Annotated in this window: 17 protein-coding genes; 7 read left to right on the top strand and 10 right to left on the bottom strand. The window is 44.5% G+C overall.

The features are described 5' to 3' along the window. Window positions 1-517 precede the first annotated feature (517 nt). Genes NFR61_RS07975 through NFR61_RS07965 form a run of 3 tightly spaced genes read left to right on the top strand, consistent with a single transcriptional unit; the run spans window position 518 to window position 2,302 of the window. A complete protein-coding gene (locus tag NFR61_RS07975; protein WP_251622709.1) occupies window positions 518-1,237 on the top strand; it encodes a type IV toxin-antitoxin system AbiEi family antitoxin domain-containing protein in 720 nt (239 codons plus the stop codon). Next, on the top strand, window positions 1,237-1,749 hold the full coding sequence (locus NFR61_RS07970) for a nucleotidyl transferase AbiEii/AbiGii toxin family protein (protein ID WP_251622708.1): 513 nt from the start codon (window positions 1,237-1,239) through the stop codon (window positions 1,747-1,749). The genes NFR61_RS07975 and NFR61_RS07970 overlap by 1 nt, the downstream gene beginning before the upstream one ends. Then, window positions 1,733-2,302 (top strand): hypothetical protein, encoded by a 570-nt coding sequence (locus tag NFR61_RS07965; RefSeq protein WP_251622706.1) that lies wholly within the window; start codon window positions 1,733-1,735, stop codon window positions 2,300-2,302. The genes NFR61_RS07970 and NFR61_RS07965 overlap by 17 nt, the downstream gene beginning before the upstream one ends. 61 nt (window positions 2,303-2,363) lie before the next feature. Here the strand turns inward: NFR61_RS07965 and NFR61_RS07960 are convergent, their stop codons facing one another. Then, window positions 2,364-2,807: a hypothetical protein gene (locus NFR61_RS07960; RefSeq protein ID WP_251622704.1), complete on the bottom strand. Its 444-nt coding sequence runs from the start codon at window positions 2,805-2,807 to the stop codon at window positions 2,364-2,366. Window positions 2,808-2,939: 132 nt separating this feature from the next. Here NFR61_RS07960 and glyA point away from each other — a divergent pair, with 132 nt between their 5' ends. Next, window positions 2,940-4,220: a serine hydroxymethyltransferase gene (gene glyA, locus NFR61_RS07955; RefSeq protein WP_251622702.1), complete on the top strand. Its 1,281-nt coding sequence runs from the start codon at window positions 2,940-2,942 to the stop codon at window positions 4,218-4,220. 55 nt (window positions 4,221-4,275) lie between these two features. On the opposite strand, the gene NFR61_RS07950 is transcribed toward glyA, so the two are convergent. After that, window positions 4,276-5,433 (bottom strand): serine hydrolase domain-containing protein, encoded by a 1,158-nt coding sequence (locus NFR61_RS07950; RefSeq protein WP_251622701.1) that lies wholly within the window; start codon window positions 5,431-5,433, stop codon window positions 4,276-4,278. Between the two features lie 8 nt (window positions 5,434-5,441). Beyond that, entirely contained in the window at window positions 5,442-5,936 is a 495-nt protein-coding gene (gene coaD, locus NFR61_RS07945) for a pantetheine-phosphate adenylyltransferase (RefSeq protein ID WP_251622698.1), read from the bottom strand. A gap of 185 nt (window positions 5,937-6,121) precedes the next feature. On the opposite strand from coaD, the gene NFR61_RS07940 reads away from it, so the two are divergent. After that, window positions 6,122-7,969 (top strand): biotin/lipoyl-containing protein, encoded by a 1,848-nt coding sequence (locus NFR61_RS07940; RefSeq protein ID WP_251622688.1) that lies wholly within the window; start codon window positions 6,122-6,124, stop codon window positions 7,967-7,969. A gap of 75 nt (window positions 7,970-8,044) precedes the next feature. Here the strand turns inward: NFR61_RS07940 and NFR61_RS07935 are convergent, their stop codons facing one another. The 4 genes from NFR61_RS07935 to NFR61_RS07920 are packed head-to-tail and all read right to left on the bottom strand — an operon-like array spanning window position 8,045 to window position 11,914. Then, window positions 8,045-8,449 carry a hypothetical protein gene (locus NFR61_RS07935; protein WP_251622686.1) on the bottom strand — a complete coding sequence of 135 codons (405 nt, stop codon included), beginning with the start codon at window positions 8,447-8,449 and terminating at the stop codon, window positions 8,045-8,047. A gap of 10 nt (window positions 8,450-8,459) precedes the next feature. After that, the gene (locus tag NFR61_RS07930) at window positions 8,460-9,617 is read right to left on the bottom strand and encodes a MalY/PatB family protein (protein WP_251622684.1); all 1,158 of its coding nucleotides are present in this window, start codon (window positions 9,615-9,617) and stop codon (window positions 8,460-8,462) included. After that, the gene (locus tag NFR61_RS07925) at window positions 9,607-11,055 is read right to left on the bottom strand and encodes an MATE family efflux transporter (protein ID WP_251622682.1); all 1,449 of its coding nucleotides are present in this window, start codon (window positions 11,053-11,055) and stop codon (window positions 9,607-9,609) included. Before NFR61_RS07925 ends, NFR61_RS07930 begins: the two co-directional genes overlap by 11 nt. Window positions 11,056-11,068: 13 nt before the next feature. Then, window positions 11,069-11,914, bottom strand: a complete 846-nt coding sequence (locus NFR61_RS07920) for a DUF3737 family protein (protein ID WP_251622710.1) — start codon at window positions 11,912-11,914, stop codon at window positions 11,069-11,071. 88 nt (window positions 11,915-12,002) lie between these two features. Between NFR61_RS07920 and NFR61_RS07915 the strand changes: the two genes are divergently transcribed. After that, entirely contained in the window at window positions 12,003-12,524 is a 522-nt protein-coding gene (locus NFR61_RS07915) for a C40 family peptidase (RefSeq protein WP_251622680.1), read from the top strand. Between the two features lie 57 nt (window positions 12,525-12,581). On the opposite strand, the gene lpxA is transcribed toward NFR61_RS07915, so the two are convergent. From lpxA to lpxD, 3 genes are all read right to left on the bottom strand, one after another. Beyond that, entirely contained in the window at window positions 12,582-13,361 is a 780-nt protein-coding gene (gene lpxA, locus NFR61_RS07910) for an acyl-ACP--UDP-N-acetylglucosamine O-acyltransferase (RefSeq protein WP_251622678.1), read from the bottom strand. Window positions 13,362-13,426: 65 nt separating this feature from the next. Then, complete coding sequence (locus NFR61_RS07905) at window positions 13,427-14,827, bottom strand: bifunctional UDP-3-O-[3-hydroxymyristoyl] N-acetylglucosamine deacetylase/3-hydroxyacyl-ACP dehydratase (protein ID WP_251622669.1); 1,401 nt, start codon at window positions 14,825-14,827, stop codon at window positions 13,427-13,429. A 17-nt stretch (window positions 14,828-14,844) separates the two neighbouring features. Further along, window positions 14,845-15,861: a UDP-3-O-(3-hydroxymyristoyl)glucosamine N-acyltransferase gene (gene lpxD, locus NFR61_RS07900; protein ID WP_251622667.1), complete on the bottom strand. Its 1,017-nt coding sequence runs from the start codon at window positions 15,859-15,861 to the stop codon at window positions 14,845-14,847. 296 nt (window positions 15,862-16,157) lie between these two features. Between lpxD and rimP the strand changes: the two genes are divergently transcribed. Then, complete coding sequence (gene rimP, locus NFR61_RS07895; protein ID WP_251622661.1) at window positions 16,158-16,583, top strand: ribosome assembly cofactor RimP; 426 nt, start codon at window positions 16,158-16,160, stop codon at window positions 16,581-16,583. The last annotated feature ends 17 nt before the right edge of the window (window positions 16,584-16,600 follow it).

Raw genomic sequence — 16,600 nt, 5'->3', positions numbered from 1 at the left:
CATACCAAGAAATTACTTAGCACCTTGAAAGTCCCCGGAAAGGTGGGTTTATAACAAAAAGAAAGCGTGGGAACTTTAGTTTATCTGGTGAAGAGGCTCTGGTAAACCTTGAATACAAATAAACAACATCCCACACTTAACCTATATACGAATTACATATACAGCAAGTATGAGCGCTTTATTGTTTATCCCTGTATTCAATGAAATTTACCAGATTTCTTCACCAAGGATAAGCTAAACGCTTCAAAATAATATTTCAATTACGGCAGGTCTCTCTGCCACAACAGGACAAATATAAGGAAAAAGTGGAAACTTTTCTCTGCTTAGCTAATCTTTCAAACCATACGGTGTTTTTATATGAAATAAAAAAGCCTGTCCGGCAAAACTTTTCAGGAAACAAATACAAAGACTATCTTGTAACTTCTGATTCAAAGATAAAAGTAAACAAATTTGGCAAAAAACACCATTATTTGCCAAATTTGTTATATATTTACATTCGCAATTCAAAAAGGATTTTATGACGATAGCAGACTATATCATACAATATGCCTTAACGCAAAACGAACCATTTCAGCTTGACGGATTAATGCGGTATTTGGATTCGCAGAATATTTCTCGAACTTCTGCCAAAGTCGTGTTATACCGTCTTGCTCACAGCGGTCAGTTGGAAAAAGTAGACCGTGGACTTTACCGTCTTCCGGCAAAACATAATATGGAATTTCAATATTCCCCATCAGATGATGAATTGAATCTCGCACAACAGGTACGTGATAAATTCCCTTTTGCCGATTTCTGCATTTGGAAGCCTGCTGTACTGATTCCGTATATGCAGCATATTCCCGCATTAAGTATGATATTCGTGGATGTTGAGAAAGTTGCCTCAGAGTCAGTTTTTTATTTCTTGCAAGGGCTTCAGGAACATAAAACCATCCTATTAAATCCGACGCGACAGGAGTGTGAACGATATATAACATCTGATGATATGATAATTATTCGCACCTTGATTAACGAGGCTCCTATCGTAACTATGAATAATTACTTTGTCCCGACTATAGAGAAAATTCTTGTTGATGCTGCCGGAGACAAGGAATTGTTGTTTGCGCAGGGCGTGGAGTTGTATACCATTTACGGAAATGCGTTCCAAGTACACAATGTAAATGTCAGTCGTTTGCTCAGATATGCGGCACGACGCAACAGAAAAGACAAGATAATAAAAATACTCAAAACTTTTGAATAATGATACACCCAGCCAGCCGAACTTATGAGTGGATAGACCAAGTTGCAACCGCCAATGGTATAAAAGATAAGTCGCTTGTGGAAAAGACTATTAGAGCATTCTCATTACTTGAAGCTTTGGTACGCTCCGGCTGCCCTCTGATATTCAAAGGAGGTACTTCGCTTATGCTTCACTTAAACAGCACCAAGCGACTTTCTATCGATATAGACATTATTTGTCCTCCCGGCACGCAGATAGAGAATTTCCTGCACACATATTCCGCTGAGTATGGATTTGGAGAGATTGAACTTGTTGAGCGAAATAGCCGCACGGATATTCCTAAACAACACGCAAAATACCATTATCAAGTAGCATATCCATCGGGACATAGTGAGGATAAAATATTGTTGGATGTATTATTCGAGGATAATCATTACTCAGACATAGTTACGTTGCCTATCCAAAGCCCATTTCTGAAAACCGAGGGTGCCTGTGTTGGTAAATGTTCCAAGCCATATGGATTTGCTCGGTGATAAACTGACAGCCTTTGCACCTCATACTACCGGTATTCCATTCTTTAAAGATGTCAAAGACTGTTCGATGGAGATTAATAAGCAATTGTTTGATATAGCATCTTTATTTGACCTTACGGCGGATTTGTCCATTTCAACGGAGACATTCAAAAAGTTTGCAGAGGTAGAATTGCAATACCGCAAGAAGAAAGGACTAACTATACAGGATGTGCTGCACGACATTTTCAATACGGCCTGTTGTATATCTCTTCGTGGCACAGTATCACCCGATGAATTCCAACTCCTTCAACAAGGTATAGCAAAAGTCCGCAGTTTTATTCATAGCGAAATCTATACGCTGGACAGTGCCATTATCAATGCTGCCAAAGCTGCATATTTAAGCAAACTGATTGAATTGGGCAAAACTGAGGTGCATCATTTTGATAAAGCTTATATGCCGGCACTATCCAACGCAGTTATTTATGACCCTCTGCCAACGAAATTCAACAAGTTCAAGAAAAGCAACGTCGAGGCATTCTTCTATTGGAACGAAGTACAGAAACTTTTTATATGAAACAAAAAAAGCCTGTCCGGCAAATATACCCGACAGGCTTCACTATATTTTTCGGATTAGCTTATTTCAAGCTCTTCCAATTTATGGCATACAGCACAATGAAGAGTATTGCCCAGAATGCAGGCCAAACGATAGCCCAGGAACCGCTGATACAAGCCGGCAGCAAAACAATCAATACCTGTGCCAATACATAAAGATAAAGACCTACCCGCTTTAACTGAAACATCATAATCGCTCCGACCAGGTTTATGATGTTAGCCAACATCTGCCACGGTGCCAATTTACCCGCCAGATAAAAGGAGTTCACCATCTCCTCCGCTTTCTCTTCTCCCAATAATTCCGCCCATTGTCCGGACAGACCATCCAAAGAATCCACAGGCATACACCATATTACCAAGTTAAAAATTATCGATAAACCGGCGGCAATAAAAGTCAATATACACAATACCGTCAAAAGAGCTGGACGTTTATTTTCCCGTACTTCATTTTCCATTGAATATTCCATGATTTGTATAAATTTAAAATTCGGTATAAAAGTAGATAAAAATGAAAAAAGGGGAAAGTAATTACCGGCAAAAGTTTGTTAACTTGGAATGAATGTGCTAAATTTGAGAAAAATTATATAAAACAATTCTATATGGAAAGAGATACTAAGATATTTGACTTAATAGCACAAGAAGCTCAACGTCAAAAAGAAGGCCTCGAACTAATCGCTTCGGAAAACTTTGTCAGTGAGGAAGTGATGCAAGCCATGGGCTCCTGCATGACAAACAAGTATGCAGAGGGATACCCCGGTGCCCGTTATTACGGCGGATGCCAGATTGTAGACCAATCCGAGCAGTTGGCAATCGATCGGGCATGCAAATTGTTCGGCGCAGAATATGCCAATGTTCAGCCACACTCCGGCGCCCAGGCCAATGCAGCGGTGTTTTTTGCCTGCATGAAACCCGGCGATACGTATCTGGGATTGGATTTGGCACACGGCGGCCACCTGTCCCACGGCTCCCCCGTAAATCTATCCGGTATCAATTACCATCCTGTTGCTTACCACGTGAAAGAGGATACGGGACTGGTGGACTACGACGAAATGGAAAAACTGGCGCTGGAACATCACCCCAAGATGATTGTTGCGGGTGCTTCAGCTTATTCCCGCGACTGGGATTACAAACGCATGCGCGAAATCGCCGACAAAGTAGGCGCCCTGCTGATGTATGACATGGCACATCCCGCCGGTTTGATTGCCAAAGGATTACTGAACAATCCCTTTGAATATTGCCATATTGTGACAACGACAACCCACAAGACATTGCGCGGTCCGCGCGGCGGTATGATTTTGCTTCCCAAAGATTTCCCGAATCCATGGGGGCAGACAACACCGAAGGGAGAAATCAAGATGATGTCGCAAGTTATCAACTTCGCCGTATTCCCCGGCCAGCAAGGCGGTCCGTTGGAACATGTCATTGCTGCCAAAGCCGTGGCATTCAATGAGGCACTTTCCGATTCTTATCTGGAGTATGCCAAGCAGGTACAAAAGAATGCCAAAGTCATGGCACAGGCTTTTATTGACAAAGGATATAAGGTGGTATCCGGCGGTACGGACAATCACTGCATGCTGATTGACTTACGCACGAAGTTCCCGGAACTGACCGGTAAGAAGGCTGAAAATACGCTGGTAAAGGCCGATATTACCATTAACAAAAACATGGTGCCTTTCGACAGCCGTTCTCCTTTCCAGACATCCGGTATACGCGTCGGAACGCCTGCCATTACGACCCGCGGCCTGAAAGAGGAGGATATGAAAACAATCGTGGATATGATTGACCGTATCCTGTCAAATATTGACGATGAAAATGTTATCGCACAAGTGAAGAAAGAAGTGAATGCGATGATGAATCCCCGTCCGATGTTTGCCTGGTAAAAATTGAATACAAATAAAAAATCGGAAGTCTTAACGGCTTCCGATTTTTTTGTTTCTATTTCAATATCTTAAAAGCGATGTCAAGGTAAGGTTTCATGTCGGTAGTTACCTCCCGCTCGTACACGGTACTGCGGTCATGCCCCAAACGCACGACAATAGCATTTTTCTGCGGTATGGCAAAGATATATTGCCCGCCTAATCCCCGGAATGCCGGGAAACGCATATCCCCGTATTTTACAATCCATATCTGAAAGCCGTAGTAGTCCAAAGCTCCGTCTCCAAATTCATTTTCAAGATAAACGGCGGGCGTAATGGCTTCCTGCATATACTCCTCCGATACCAGCTGCCGCCCGTTCCAATCTCCGTTACGGAGTATCAGACGCGCAAAGCGGGCAACGTCCCGCGCCGTGGTATTGAAACAGCAATACGCTTTTTCATCGCCCCCCTTTTTATCCAAATTCCAGAGGGCATCCGTACAAGCCTGCATCGGTTGCCAGAGTTTATCGTGCGCGTAATCGCTGATTGTCTGTCCAGTAGCCGCTTCGAGCAACAAAGAGAGCAATTGGGTATCACCGCTTTTGTAAGAATAGCGTTTCCCCGGCTCTTCCTCGACCTCCAGATTCATAACCAATTCCCGGATATTATCTCCATAATAAGCCTGCGTTGTTTTAGAAAAGAGGCTGCTATAAGACTCGTCCCAATTTAATCCGGAACTCATCGTCAGCAGATTTCTTATTGACACGTCCGCCCGTTTTCCCTCTTTGAATTCCGGCAGATAATCCCCGACTTTATCATCCAGGCTTTTTATATATCCCTCATCGTGGGCAATGCCTATCAGCAATCCCACAATACTCTTGGTTGCCGAAAACAGATTGGAAAGAGTCAAAGGCGTCCAACTGTCCCTATATTCTTCGTAACGGATACTGTCGTCCTGAATAACAAGAAAAGCGACGGTGCCGTATTCATCCAGGTAAAGGCTGTCGGTTTTATCCAACCGATAAGTATTATAATCCTTTGCCTCCGGCCACTCCCAACATGTATCCGCTTTGGCCACCACATGCGATTCAAACAGATAAGTATCCGAAATATCCGGATACCAATGAATCAGTGCCTCACGCACATAAACCGGAGCGATTAAAAAAATGATGGCAATCACAAGCAGGATGCCGGACGAAATCTTCTGCCAACGGGGGATTTTGTTTTGAAAACTCATAGGTCTGACTATTTCTGAATATTTTTATCGCATAAACGTAAATCTTCTGTCGTTAGTTTGTCGGGAAGGAACTGATCAACATTCCCTCCGTTCATGTATACATTTCTTACGATAGTCGAACTAATAAAGGTATGTACCGTAGAGGTCAGTATAAAGACGGTTTCCACCTCCGCAGCCATGGCCCGGTTTGCCTGCCCCACAGCCCGTTCGTATTCAAAATCCGCTGCTGTCCGCAATCCCCGTATGATGGCATCGGCCTTCATTTCCCGGCAAAAATCAACGGTCAGTCCCGAATAAGGCACAACCGATACCCGGTCAGTGTGACGAAATACTTTTTTTATCAACTCCACCCGGCAGTTTATATCCAAAAATTCTTTCTTCAAGGCATTTATTCCGACAGCGATAATAATCTTATCAAATAATTTCAAACCACGGTTCACAATCTCTTCGTGTCCCACGGTAAAAGGATCGAATGATCCCGGAAAGAGTGCTGTTTTTTCCATAATGAATAAACCAAAAATATACTGTATAGCGCACAAACATAGCCAATTTCTTCCAATTTAAAACAAGAACCTTCCCGCAAAAAGCAAATAACGATTTTTTTCTATAATTTCCTTTCATTTTAATAGAGAATATCACTTTATTTCATAAGTTTGTCTGACCAAATAACACTAAATACCGCAATATTATGGCACAGAAACTTTTAATCCGCGATCTTACTCTCCGCGACGGACAGCAATCTTCGTTCGCCACCCGAATGACCCAACAACAGATTGACAGAGTATTACCCTATTATAAAGATGCAAATTTCTATGCGATGGAAGTTTGGGGCGGGGCTGTTCCCGACTCGGTGATGCGCTATCTAAATGAAAATCCGTGGGAACGTCTGGAAAAAATCAAAGCCGCTGTGGGAGAGGCTTCAAAATTGACCGCCTTGTCCAGAGGCCGTAATCTTTTCGGTTATGCTCCGTACACAGATGAAATCATCGACGGTTTCTGCCGTAATTCTATCCAATCGGGGTTGGGCATCATGCGTATCTTTGATGCGTTGAATGACGTGAATAATGTAAAATCGACGATTAAATATGTGAAACAATACGGAGGCATTGCAGATTGTGCCGTATGTTATACCATTGACCCAAAATATCCGAAGCTCAGTTTCTTTGATAAACTGAAAGGAAAGAAAAATCCCGCTCCGGTGTTCACCAATGAGTACTTTTTGGATAAAGCCAAACAAATGGCAGCGTTGGGAGCGGATATGATTACCATTAAAGATATGAGCGGACTGATTCAGCCGTCCCGAATTGCAGAATTAATTCCGTTATTCAAGCAGCATTTATCCATTCCTATCGACTTCCATACCCATTGTACGCCGGGGTACGGTTTAGGCGCCGTATTGATGGCTATTGTCAAAGGGGTGGATGTGGTGGATACCAATATCTGGAACTTTGCCGGCGGCACGGGGGCTCCTGCTATCGAGCTGATTTACATTTTCTGTAACAAATTGGGCGTAACGCTGGATGTAAACATGGAAGCGGTTGCCAAAATCAACAAAGAATTGCACGCTATCCGCAAAGAACTGGAAGCCGTGGATGCCACGAAACAATTCCCGAATCCGTTTAACCCGCTGACAGATACATTGCCCGCCGATATTGATAAAGAATTCGACAAAGCCATCGAAGCCGCACGCAACAACGACGAAACCGCTTTATTGAATGCCTGCCATGCCATCGAGGCTTACTTCAACTTCCCGAAACCCAATGAACTGGTTAAGAAAGCGGAAGTCCCCGGAGGTATGTACAGTAACATGGTCGCTCAATTGAAGCAATTGAACTCCATGGATATTTTGGAAAAAGCGATGGAATTGATACCGACAGTACGTTTGGCGGCAGGGCTTCCTCCCTTGGTAACGCCCACCAGCCAGATTGTAGGGGCTCAAGCGGTAAACTGCGCATTGGATCTCAAAGCAGGCAAACCCATGTATAGCAATGTTTCCAATCAATTTGTCAATTTGGTAAAAGGCGAATACGGTAAAACACCCGTACCCGTTAATCCGGAATTCCGTCTAAAGATTGCCGGCACCCGCGAGGAAATACCTTACGATACTTCAAAATATCAAATGCAACCCAACCCGACATTACCGGAAGCAGGTGATGTGAAATTGGCGGAGAATGAAAAAGAAGTATTATTGCTGGAATTATTCCCGCAAGTTGCCAAAAGTTTCCTGACCAAACAAAAAGAAGCCCGTTATCAGGCCCTGCACAAGGAAGAAGAAAACAAACAGGCTGCCAAAGAGGAAGTAAAGGAAGAACCCATCACGGGTAAAATCGTAGAGGCTCCTATGCCGGGAAATATATTTAAAATACAGGTGCAACCGGGCGATACGGTGACAAAAGGCCAATCCGTTATCATTCTGGAAGCGATGAAAATGGAGAATAGCATTACTTCGGATTATGCAGGAAAAGTAAAACGCATCTTTGTAAAAGAAGGCGTTTCGGTTCAGGCCGGAGCCAAATTGGTCGAAATCGAAGTATAATACAATACTCTCTATTTGACCTGTAAAGTATTATCCCTCAGAGCTGCCGGTTCTGAGGGATTTTCATATCTATTCCTATACCAAGATAGGGAACCCCTCCTTCTCTGCCTCCTCCTCCGACATTTGCCGGATACGCTCTCCGCTCCCGTCCGCATTCCCCGCCTGAATGGCTAGGTTATTTATCCGGGCAAACTGGTGGCCGCTCCGAAAGTCTTCATACCTCTCCTCGGTCAGCTCTTCAAAACGCCGGCAACGCTCTTCACGGCTCCATTCCTCCAACTCCTCCTCCGTTTCCTCCAGAACATCCAAAATAAATTCCGCTGCCCAGCTTCCCAACTCTTTCTCTTTATTCCAATCGGGATTATACGCATCCAAGACATGAATAACTTCCTTCAGATACTCCGTCTCCCCCCAATCCTCATACACCTGAAGAATCTCTTCATTTTCCGCATAATCCGCCAATCTTTCCTGCCAGTTCATTGTTGTAATTTTAAGAAAGTCCGTCAATTATCCGTTTCACCCCTTCCATAAGACGCGCACGGGGACAAGCCAGATTTAAACGGATAAATCTTTCCCCGCCGGGACCGTACATAGTGCCGGAATTAACCAGCAATTTCTGCTCTTTCCGTAATCGCGAAGTCACCTCATCTGCATCCAGGCCTGTCGCCTGACAATCTATCCAGGCCAGATAAGTACCTTCCAGCGGCAAAACAGGACAATGCGGCAAATGTGCTTTCAACTGCTCACAGAGATACTGATAATTCCCCCACAAATATTCCCGAAGCTGGTCAAGCCACGCTTCCCCTTCATTATAAGCGGCAATCGTCGCCTCTATTCCAAACGGATTGACATCGCATACTTCATTAATATTAATCGCCCGGTCTATCCGACTACGAACCTCCTCATCCGCCGCCACGATATTGGCTATCTGCAAACCTGCTATATTAAACGCCTTACTGGGAGAAATGCAGGTAATGGAGTTCATCTGAAACTCTCTCGACAAAGAAGCAAACGGGATATAATCATGCCCCGCATAAGTCAGTTCACAATGAATTTCATCCGATACAACCAAAACTCCATTCTTCAGACAGATGTCACCGATACGCCTCAATTCCTCTTCCGTCCACACCCGCCCTGCCGGATTGTGCGGATTACACAATATTAAAAGTTTCGCTCTCGGGTCGGCAGCTTTCGCCTCCAAATCGTCAAAATCAATCGTATAACGTCCCTCTTTATATACAAGATGATTCGCCGACAGTTCACACCCGTTATTGCGTATCGACGAATAAAAACAATTGTAAACAGGGGTCTGTACAATAACTTTATCTCCCGGTTCCGTCATCGCCTTAATAATAGCGGAGAGCGCCGGCACCACACCGGTTGTATAAATAATCCACGGACACTCTATCGTCCACTGATGCCGCCGCGAAAACCACTGCACAATTGCCTCATAGTAAGATTGCGGCACCTTGACATAGCCGAAAATCCCATGTGCGACGCGCTTTTCCAATGCCTCGATAATAGCCGGAGCCGTTTTAAAATCCATATCGGCCACCCACATCGGCAAAACCCCTTCCTCTTCAGGCATATCCCATTTGTAAGAACGGGTACCCCGACGAGGTATTATTTCATCAAAATCATATTTCATAATCAACCTTTTTTTCTTGTAAAATATTTATCCATTTTCCATACCATAATCTGATAAGAAAAATCATGCCACGAAAACAGAGTTCAATGCACATAGCCAGCCATACCCCCTTTAATCCCAAAGACGGCGCAAGCAGTGCCGCCAGCACTAACCGGACACCCCATATACTGCCGAGATTCATCAAACTGGGCACCAAAGTATTCCCTACCCCGACAAACACACCGTAAGCCACAATCGCCGCCGCAAACATCGGTTCGGCAAAAGCCTCTATACGCAACGCCATCACACCCAACGAGCGAATCTCCTCGACAGGAGTCATTACACCGATTATCTGAGGCGCCGCCACATACATAACAATTCCCATAAGCCCCATAATAACCATACCCGAAACAACCGTAATATTACCGAAACTGCGAATCAATTTTGCCCTACCCGCACCCAAACTCTGTCCCACCAAAGTAGTAGCCGCTTCGGAAATACCGTAACCGGGCATATAGCAAAGACTTTCCGCTATAATAGCAAAAGAATTGGCCGCAATCGCAAATACCCCCAACGGAGCCACAATAACCGTCGTCATTATCTGGGCGCTGCAAATAGCAACATGCTCAAATCCCATCGGCAGAGCTATACGGAAAGCCTTTTGCAACGTTCTCGTTTCCGGACGGAAACGCCCCCGCTCTCCTTTCAACTTCAACATGGAAGAACGCGTACAAAGATACCACATCATCCCCCCTGCCGTAACCAACTCCGCCAACACCGTACCCAATATCGCACCCCGCACACCCAATCCCGCTCCCGGAAAAACAACACTCACCCCGCCAAGCTCCACTTCGCGCGTCGGAAATATCAGAAAGAAATTAAATATCACATCCAGCACACACATCAACACATTCAACATACTCGGCACCCGCATATTGCCACTGCACCGCAACATACTCCCCGCCAAAAAATTCAACTGCAATACTGGTATGAAAAGTGAAAATATCAAAAAATAAAGAGACGAGTCATGCCGGATAGCAGCCTCCCCGCCCAGCCAACCGGGCAGAGCGCCGCTGATTGACATTCCGATTAAAGCAAGCAACGAACTGAACACCATCATGGCGGTAATCGACTGGCGAAGCACCTTGCGCGCCCGCACAAAATCCTCCGCCCCGATAGCATGGGCAACCTGCACGGAAAATCCCATCGTCGCCGCCGCACACACGCCTCCAAACAACCACGTCGTAGTAGACACCAAGCCTATCGACGCAGAAGCATTCGCCCCCAGACTACCCACCATCGCCGCATCAACATACTGCATAGCAATCGATGAGAATTGCGCCATAATAGCAGGAACACTCAAATAAGCGGTAAGCTGCAACTGCTTTTTGAGCGTCATGGGTTTCCCCTCCCGAATAAGCGCCAACAACAGGTCGGTTTTATTCCGTTCCTTTCCCATCTGCACGTTTCCGCTAACTCCGGGTTTTCAACTCACAATCGGCAGGAGCCTTTATATTTTCATCCAGGATAATCTCACCGTACCCCTCTGCAACAATACAACCCGTACGGGGATTCTTCACACTACGCACGGGGCTGTTTATGGTAGCCTGCACACTACTACCCTCAAAAGCAAGGTCACAGTCATCCGCCATAACACAATTCTCCATCACCAAATCATGCGCATAACACAAAGGTTGCGTACCGGAAATCTTACAATTCACCAACCGCAGATGATGAGAATGCCAGCCCAGATACTCCCCGGTCAAAACAGAATCATAAACAGTCACATTCTCCGTATTCCAAAAAGCATCTTTAGAATCGATAACGGCATTCCTTATCTCCACATCCTTACAATACTGGAAAGAATAATTGCCCTGCTGGCGGTAATTTTCAATACGAATATGCTCACTATGCATAAAAAGATAATCCGCCTTTTCAACCTCCACCTCCTTCAACTCCACATGACGACAATGCCAAAGCGTCTCCGCCGCATCAGGTATCCTCACATGCTCCAAATAAATACCATCCATCTCCCGAAACATTTTCGGAGCCTCCACCAGCGTATCCGTCATCCGCAAATCCGTCGAATACCAAAGAGCCGCACGGGCCCCCTCCGTAAACAGACAATTCTTTACCACAAATCCATTCACATGCCAAAAAGGATACTTCCCCTCAAAACGGCAATTCACAGCCTCAATATTACTGCACTCCTTCAAAGCCGACTCTCCGGCATGAATTGTCACATTCTCCAGGCAAAGATCATGTGACGCAAACAAGGGACGTTCTCCCCCAAACTCCGTATTCGATATATTTTTCATCATTTTATTTTTAATACTATCGACAAATATAACAAACTTTTCAATCTTAAACCCTTTTCTTATATTTGTTCTTTCATTTCACTCAAACATGAAAAACAGAATCTTATTACTTATTATCGGCGCTGCACTCTTTTGTTCTTCATGTAGCAGCCACCGGCATCTGAGCACTTCGTCCTCCGCCAGCAAATTATCGGAAAAACTAAACTTTACCGTTTCCCCAAAAGACAAAAACCTGCCATTATATACGGAAGCCGCCAATTGGCTCGGAGTCCCTTATAAATACGGAGGCAACACCGTAAACGGAGTAGACTGTTCGGGATTAGTATCCAACATTTACCGGAAAGTATATCAACTTAAAATCGAACGGACCGTCGCCGGCATGTATAATAAAAATTGCCGGAAAATACCTCGTAGTTCCCTACAACCAGGCGACCTGGTATTCTTCAACACCGCCAAAAAAGGGAAATCCGCCAGTCACGTCGGCATATTCTTAAAAAACAACATCTTCATACACGCCACCACTCACAGCGGTGTACGCTTGAGTACCCTGGACGAAGCCTACTACAAAAAAAGCTGGATTAGCGGAGGAAAAATCAAGAAAACCAATTAATACCACATAAAAAAAACGCTGCTTAAAGCAGCGTTTTTTATACTTATCCGGACTTACTTATCCGAGATACCCTTTCATGATTCCGCGTTTACTATTCCGCACAAACATAATAATCTCGTCGCGCTCTTTTGAAGCCGGCATCTCCGCTTCAATCCGCTCCACAGCATCCGAATTATTCAATCCTGATTGATACAAAATACGGTAAATATCCTGAATCTCATTGATTTTCTCATTTGAAAACTCACGACGGCGTAATCCGATAGAATTCACACCCGCATAAGACAAAGGCAAACGACCTGCCTTCACATAAGGAGGAACATCCTTACCTATCAGGGAACCGCCTTGTATCATCACATGCTTCCCGATATGCACAAACTGATGTACCGCCGTCATACCGCCCAAAATGGCAAAATCATCGACCACAACCTCTCCGGCCAGCTGGCAGGCATTCGTAATAATACAATTATTACCGATCAGACAATCATGCGCAATATGTGAATACGCCATAATCAAACAGTTATTGCCGATTTGCGTAATTCCCTTCGCAGCCGTACCACGGTTTACGGTAGCACATTCCCGAATCGTAGTATTATCTCCGATTCGTACAATTGACTTTTCTCCCTTAAACTTCAAATCCTGAGGAACCGCCGAAATTACGGCACCGGGAAATATTTTGCAATTCTTTCCAATATGCGCACCTTCTAAAATCGTAACATTGGAACCGATTCGGGTTCCCTCTTCAATCACCACATTCTTGTCTATCGTTACAAAAGGCTCTATCACCACATTATCGGCAACTTGAGCATCTGGATGAACATAGGCTAATGGTTGTTTCATTCGTATAATATTTTAGTAAGCTGGTTTTCACCGGAATTTCTTTTTTCCGGCCTGCAAATATAACATTAATTCTTGGTTTTTGCGACTTGTGCCATAAATTCTCCTTCACATACCAACTTCCCGCCGACAAAAGCATATCCTTTCATCGTCACACACCCGCGTCTAATCGGTGCCAACGTAATTAGTTTAAAAACCAACGTATCGCCGGGCACAACCTTCTTACGGAACTTAATACCGTCTATCTTCATAAAATAGGTAGAATAATTTTCAGGATCAGGCACGCCACTCAACACCAATATCCCGCCACACTGCGCCATCGCCTCCACAATCAACACACCCGGCATCACCGGCTCTTCCGGGAAATGCCCCACAAAATGAGGCTCATTCATCGTAACATTCTTACAACCCACCACCATATTGTCCGTCACCTTAAATATCTTATCCACCAACAAAAACGGAGGACGATGGGGCAACAAAGAACGAATCTTATTAATATCCATCAACGGCTCACCCAAAATATCCACATCATCCGGATAAGCATCATCCTTTTCTGCTGCCAAAGCCGCCTTATACATCTTCTGTACCATAGCGGCATTCGCCTTATGTCCCGGACGCTCCGCAATCACCTTACCCTTAATAAAGCGACCGCAAAGAGCCAAATCCCCGATAACATCCAGCAACTTATGACGTGCCGGCTCATTATCAAAACAAAGTTCCACATTATTTAAAATCCCCTCCTTAACCTCCACATGCTCGCAATTAAACAACTTAGCCAGCCTGCTCACCTCCTCCGGAGAAGTCTTTCTATCGGCAATCACGATAGCATTCTGCAAATCCCCGCCCTTAATCAGATTATGGGCAAACAACGCCTCCACCTCTCTCAAAAAAACAAACGTACGGCAAGGCGCAATCTCCTTGGCAAAATCCGTATCGGCAAAAGAATACGTAGCATACTGCATCGACAAATAAGGCGAATCGTAAGCCACCACTAGATTAACACTATAATCCTCATCCGGAAGCAATGTCAATTTGGTATGGGTCTCTTCACACACATACTCCATCTTCTCCTTCACGTGAAAATAGCGACGTTCACACGCCTGCTCCACCAATCCCGTCTTCTCAATCGCTTCCACATAAAACTTAGCACTTCCGTCCAAAATCGGGAACTCCTCTCCATCAATCTCAATCAAACAATTATCCACCCCACAACCATACAAAGCCGCCATCGCATGCTCCATAGTAAAAATCTTAACCCCGTCCTTCTCCAGACAGCTGGCACGATCAACAAACTGCACATACTCCGCCAGAGCAGGCACAACAGGGTTTCCTTCCAAATCCGTTCTCATAATACGGTAGCCCGTATTCTCCGACGCCGGCTTAAAAGTTACACACACTTCTTTACCACTATGCAAACCTTTACCTCGAAGAGAAAATTCTCCCTTTAACGTATTCTGTTTTACTGACATTATCTTTACTTTAATATTTATTTGAACTTCTTTTCCAAATCACGAATCTGCCCATACAACTCAGGCAACTTCCGGAACAAAACATACGCCTTCCTATAAGCACCCACCTCAAAAGCAGGTGAACCCATATACACCTTCCCCTCCTCAACATCCGCCATCACACCGCTTTGAGCCGCCAAACGCACCCCATCGCCAATAGAAATATGCCCTGCAATCCCCACTTGGCCGCCAAACATACAATTAGCACCTACCTTTGCTGTACCTGCCACCCCGCATTGCGCCGCCATCACAGTATTCTCCCCCACCACCACATTATGGGCAATCTGAATCAAATTATCTAACTTCACACCCTTCTTTATCCGGGTAGACCCCATCGTCGCCCGGTCAATACAGGCATTCGCCCCTATCTCCACATTATCTTCAATCACCACATTACCAATCTGGGCAACCTTATCATACCCCCCGGCAGACGGAGCAAAACCGAAACCGTCCGCCCCGATAACCGTTCCCGCATGAATCGTACAATTACTCCCGATTTCACAACCGTAATAAACCTTCACACCCGCATAAATCGTCGTATTATCCCCAATCTTCACTCCATCACCGATATACGCCTGCGGATAAATCTTAACATTACTTCCCAACTTCACACCCTTGCCCACATAAGCAAACGCCCCCACATAAAGCCCCTCCCCCCTTTCAACAGTCTCATGCACAAAAGAAGGCTGCTCCACCCCCACAGGCTGCGGACGCATACTCTCATACATCTTCAGCAACACCGCAATCGCCTCATAAGCGGAAGGCACCCGTATCAAAGTACAACACAAAGGCTTCGCCGGTTGAAAATCCGAATTCACCAAAACCACCGAAGCCTTCGTCGTATAAATATAATGTTCATACTTAGGATTAGCCAGAAAAGCCAGCGTATTAGGCTTCCCCTCCTCAATCTTAGACACATTGTTAACCATCACATTCTCATCCCCCTCAACAACACCCTGTAACAAATGCGCCACATCCTTTGCTTTAAACTCCATAAAACTTAAAATTTTCGCAAACTTACGAAATTTTATCATAAATTCTATCATCCAAATACAAAATATGTTTCTTACATACCATCTCCCCAACCAAACTTACACACTAAATATCAACACCTTAACAAAACAACAAACCCTCTCCCGCACATTTTCTTCATAAATATTTGATTATTCCATATTTTACCCTACATTTGCAACGACTTAGGAAACTAATCGACAGAGGGGACAGCAAGTCCCCTTTTCTATTACGCTCCCGTCAACTATAGCAAAACAGCTGCACAAAGGCACATAACAGCATGAAATCAACAGAAGAACTAAAAACAATCGTAGAATCCCTGCTAGAAAACAGCGAGCTATTCTTAGTAGACATCAGCGTCTCCAAAGACAACAAAATCGAAATCTTAATCGATTCACCGCAAGGGGTAAACATCACCACCTGCATCGACATAAGCAGAAAACTCGATAAAAAACTAAACCGGGATGAAGAAGATTTCGAGCTAACCGTAGCCAGTGCCGGAATAGGCTATCCATTCAAAGTAGAAGGACAATACAAGAAAAACATCGGAAACACCGTCGAAATCAAACTAAAAGACAAAACAAACCTCAAAGGCACATTAAAAAACTTCAACGGCGACCACATCATCGTGGAAACAGAGCAAGGAAAAACAAACACAATCCAGCTCGCCGACATCAAAGAAATAAAAGACATCATTACATTTTAAAACGAAATAAATAATCA

The sequence above is a fragment of the Odoribacter lunatus genome (genome assembly GCF_943193135.1).
GTDB lineage: Bacteria > Bacteroidota > Bacteroidia > Bacteroidales > Marinifilaceae > Culturomica > Culturomica lunata.
Note: the sequence above shows the minus strand (reverse complement) of the source record. Positions and strands in the feature narration are given on the sequence as shown.

Coding starts and splice junctions, on each gene's coding strand:
- NFR61_RS07930 (WP_251622684.1), bottom strand. CDS start 9,617: ATGAAATATGATTTTGATGAAATAATACCTCGTCGGGGTACCCGTTCT.
- NFR61_RS07935 (WP_251622686.1), bottom strand. CDS start 8,449: ATGAACTGGCAGGAAAGATTGGCGGATTATGCGGAAAATGAAGAGATT.
- NFR61_RS07970 (WP_251622708.1), top strand. CDS start 1,237: ATGATACACCCAGCCAGCCGAACTTATGAGTGGATAGACCAAGTTGCA.
- NFR61_RS07960 (WP_251622704.1), bottom strand. CDS start 2,807: ATGGAATATTCAATGGAAAATGAAGTACGGGAAAATAAACGTCCAGCT.
- rimP (WP_251622661.1), top strand. CDS start 16,158: ATGAAATCAACAGAAGAACTAAAAACAATCGTAGAATCCCTGCTAGAA.
- NFR61_RS07905 (WP_251622669.1), bottom strand. CDS start 14,827: ATGTCAGTAAAACAGAATACGTTAAAGGGAGAATTTTCTCTTCGAGGT.
- NFR61_RS07940 (WP_251622688.1), top strand. CDS start 6,122: ATGGCACAGAAACTTTTAATCCGCGATCTTACTCTCCGCGACGGACAG.
- NFR61_RS07950 (WP_251622701.1), bottom strand. CDS start 5,433: ATGAGTTTTCAAAACAAAATCCCCCGTTGGCAGAAGATTTCGTCCGGC.
- coaD (WP_251622698.1), bottom strand. CDS start 5,936: ATGGAAAAAACAGCACTCTTTCCGGGATCATTCGATCCTTTTACCGTG.
- NFR61_RS07920 (WP_251622710.1), bottom strand. CDS start 11,914: ATGAAAAATATATCGAATACGGAGTTTGGGGGAGAACGTCCCTTGTTT.
- glyA (WP_251622702.1), top strand. CDS start 2,940: ATGGAAAGAGATACTAAGATATTTGACTTAATAGCACAAGAAGCTCAA.
- NFR61_RS07925 (WP_251622682.1), bottom strand. CDS start 11,055: ATGGGAAAGGAACGGAATAAAACCGACCTGTTGTTGGCGCTTATTCGG.
- NFR61_RS07915 (WP_251622680.1), top strand. CDS start 12,003: ATGAAAAACAGAATCTTATTACTTATTATCGGCGCTGCACTCTTTTGT.
- lpxD (WP_251622667.1), bottom strand. CDS start 15,861: ATGGAGTTTAAAGCAAAGGATGTGGCGCATTTGTTACAGGGTGTTGTT.
- lpxA (WP_251622678.1), bottom strand. CDS start 13,361: ATGAAACAACCATTAGCCTATGTTCATCCAGATGCTCAAGTTGCCGAT.
- NFR61_RS07975 (WP_251622709.1), top strand. CDS start 518: ATGACGATAGCAGACTATATCATACAATATGCCTTAACGCAAAACGAA.
- NFR61_RS07965 (WP_251622706.1), top strand. CDS start 1,733: ATGGATTTGCTCGGTGATAAACTGACAGCCTTTGCACCTCATACTACC.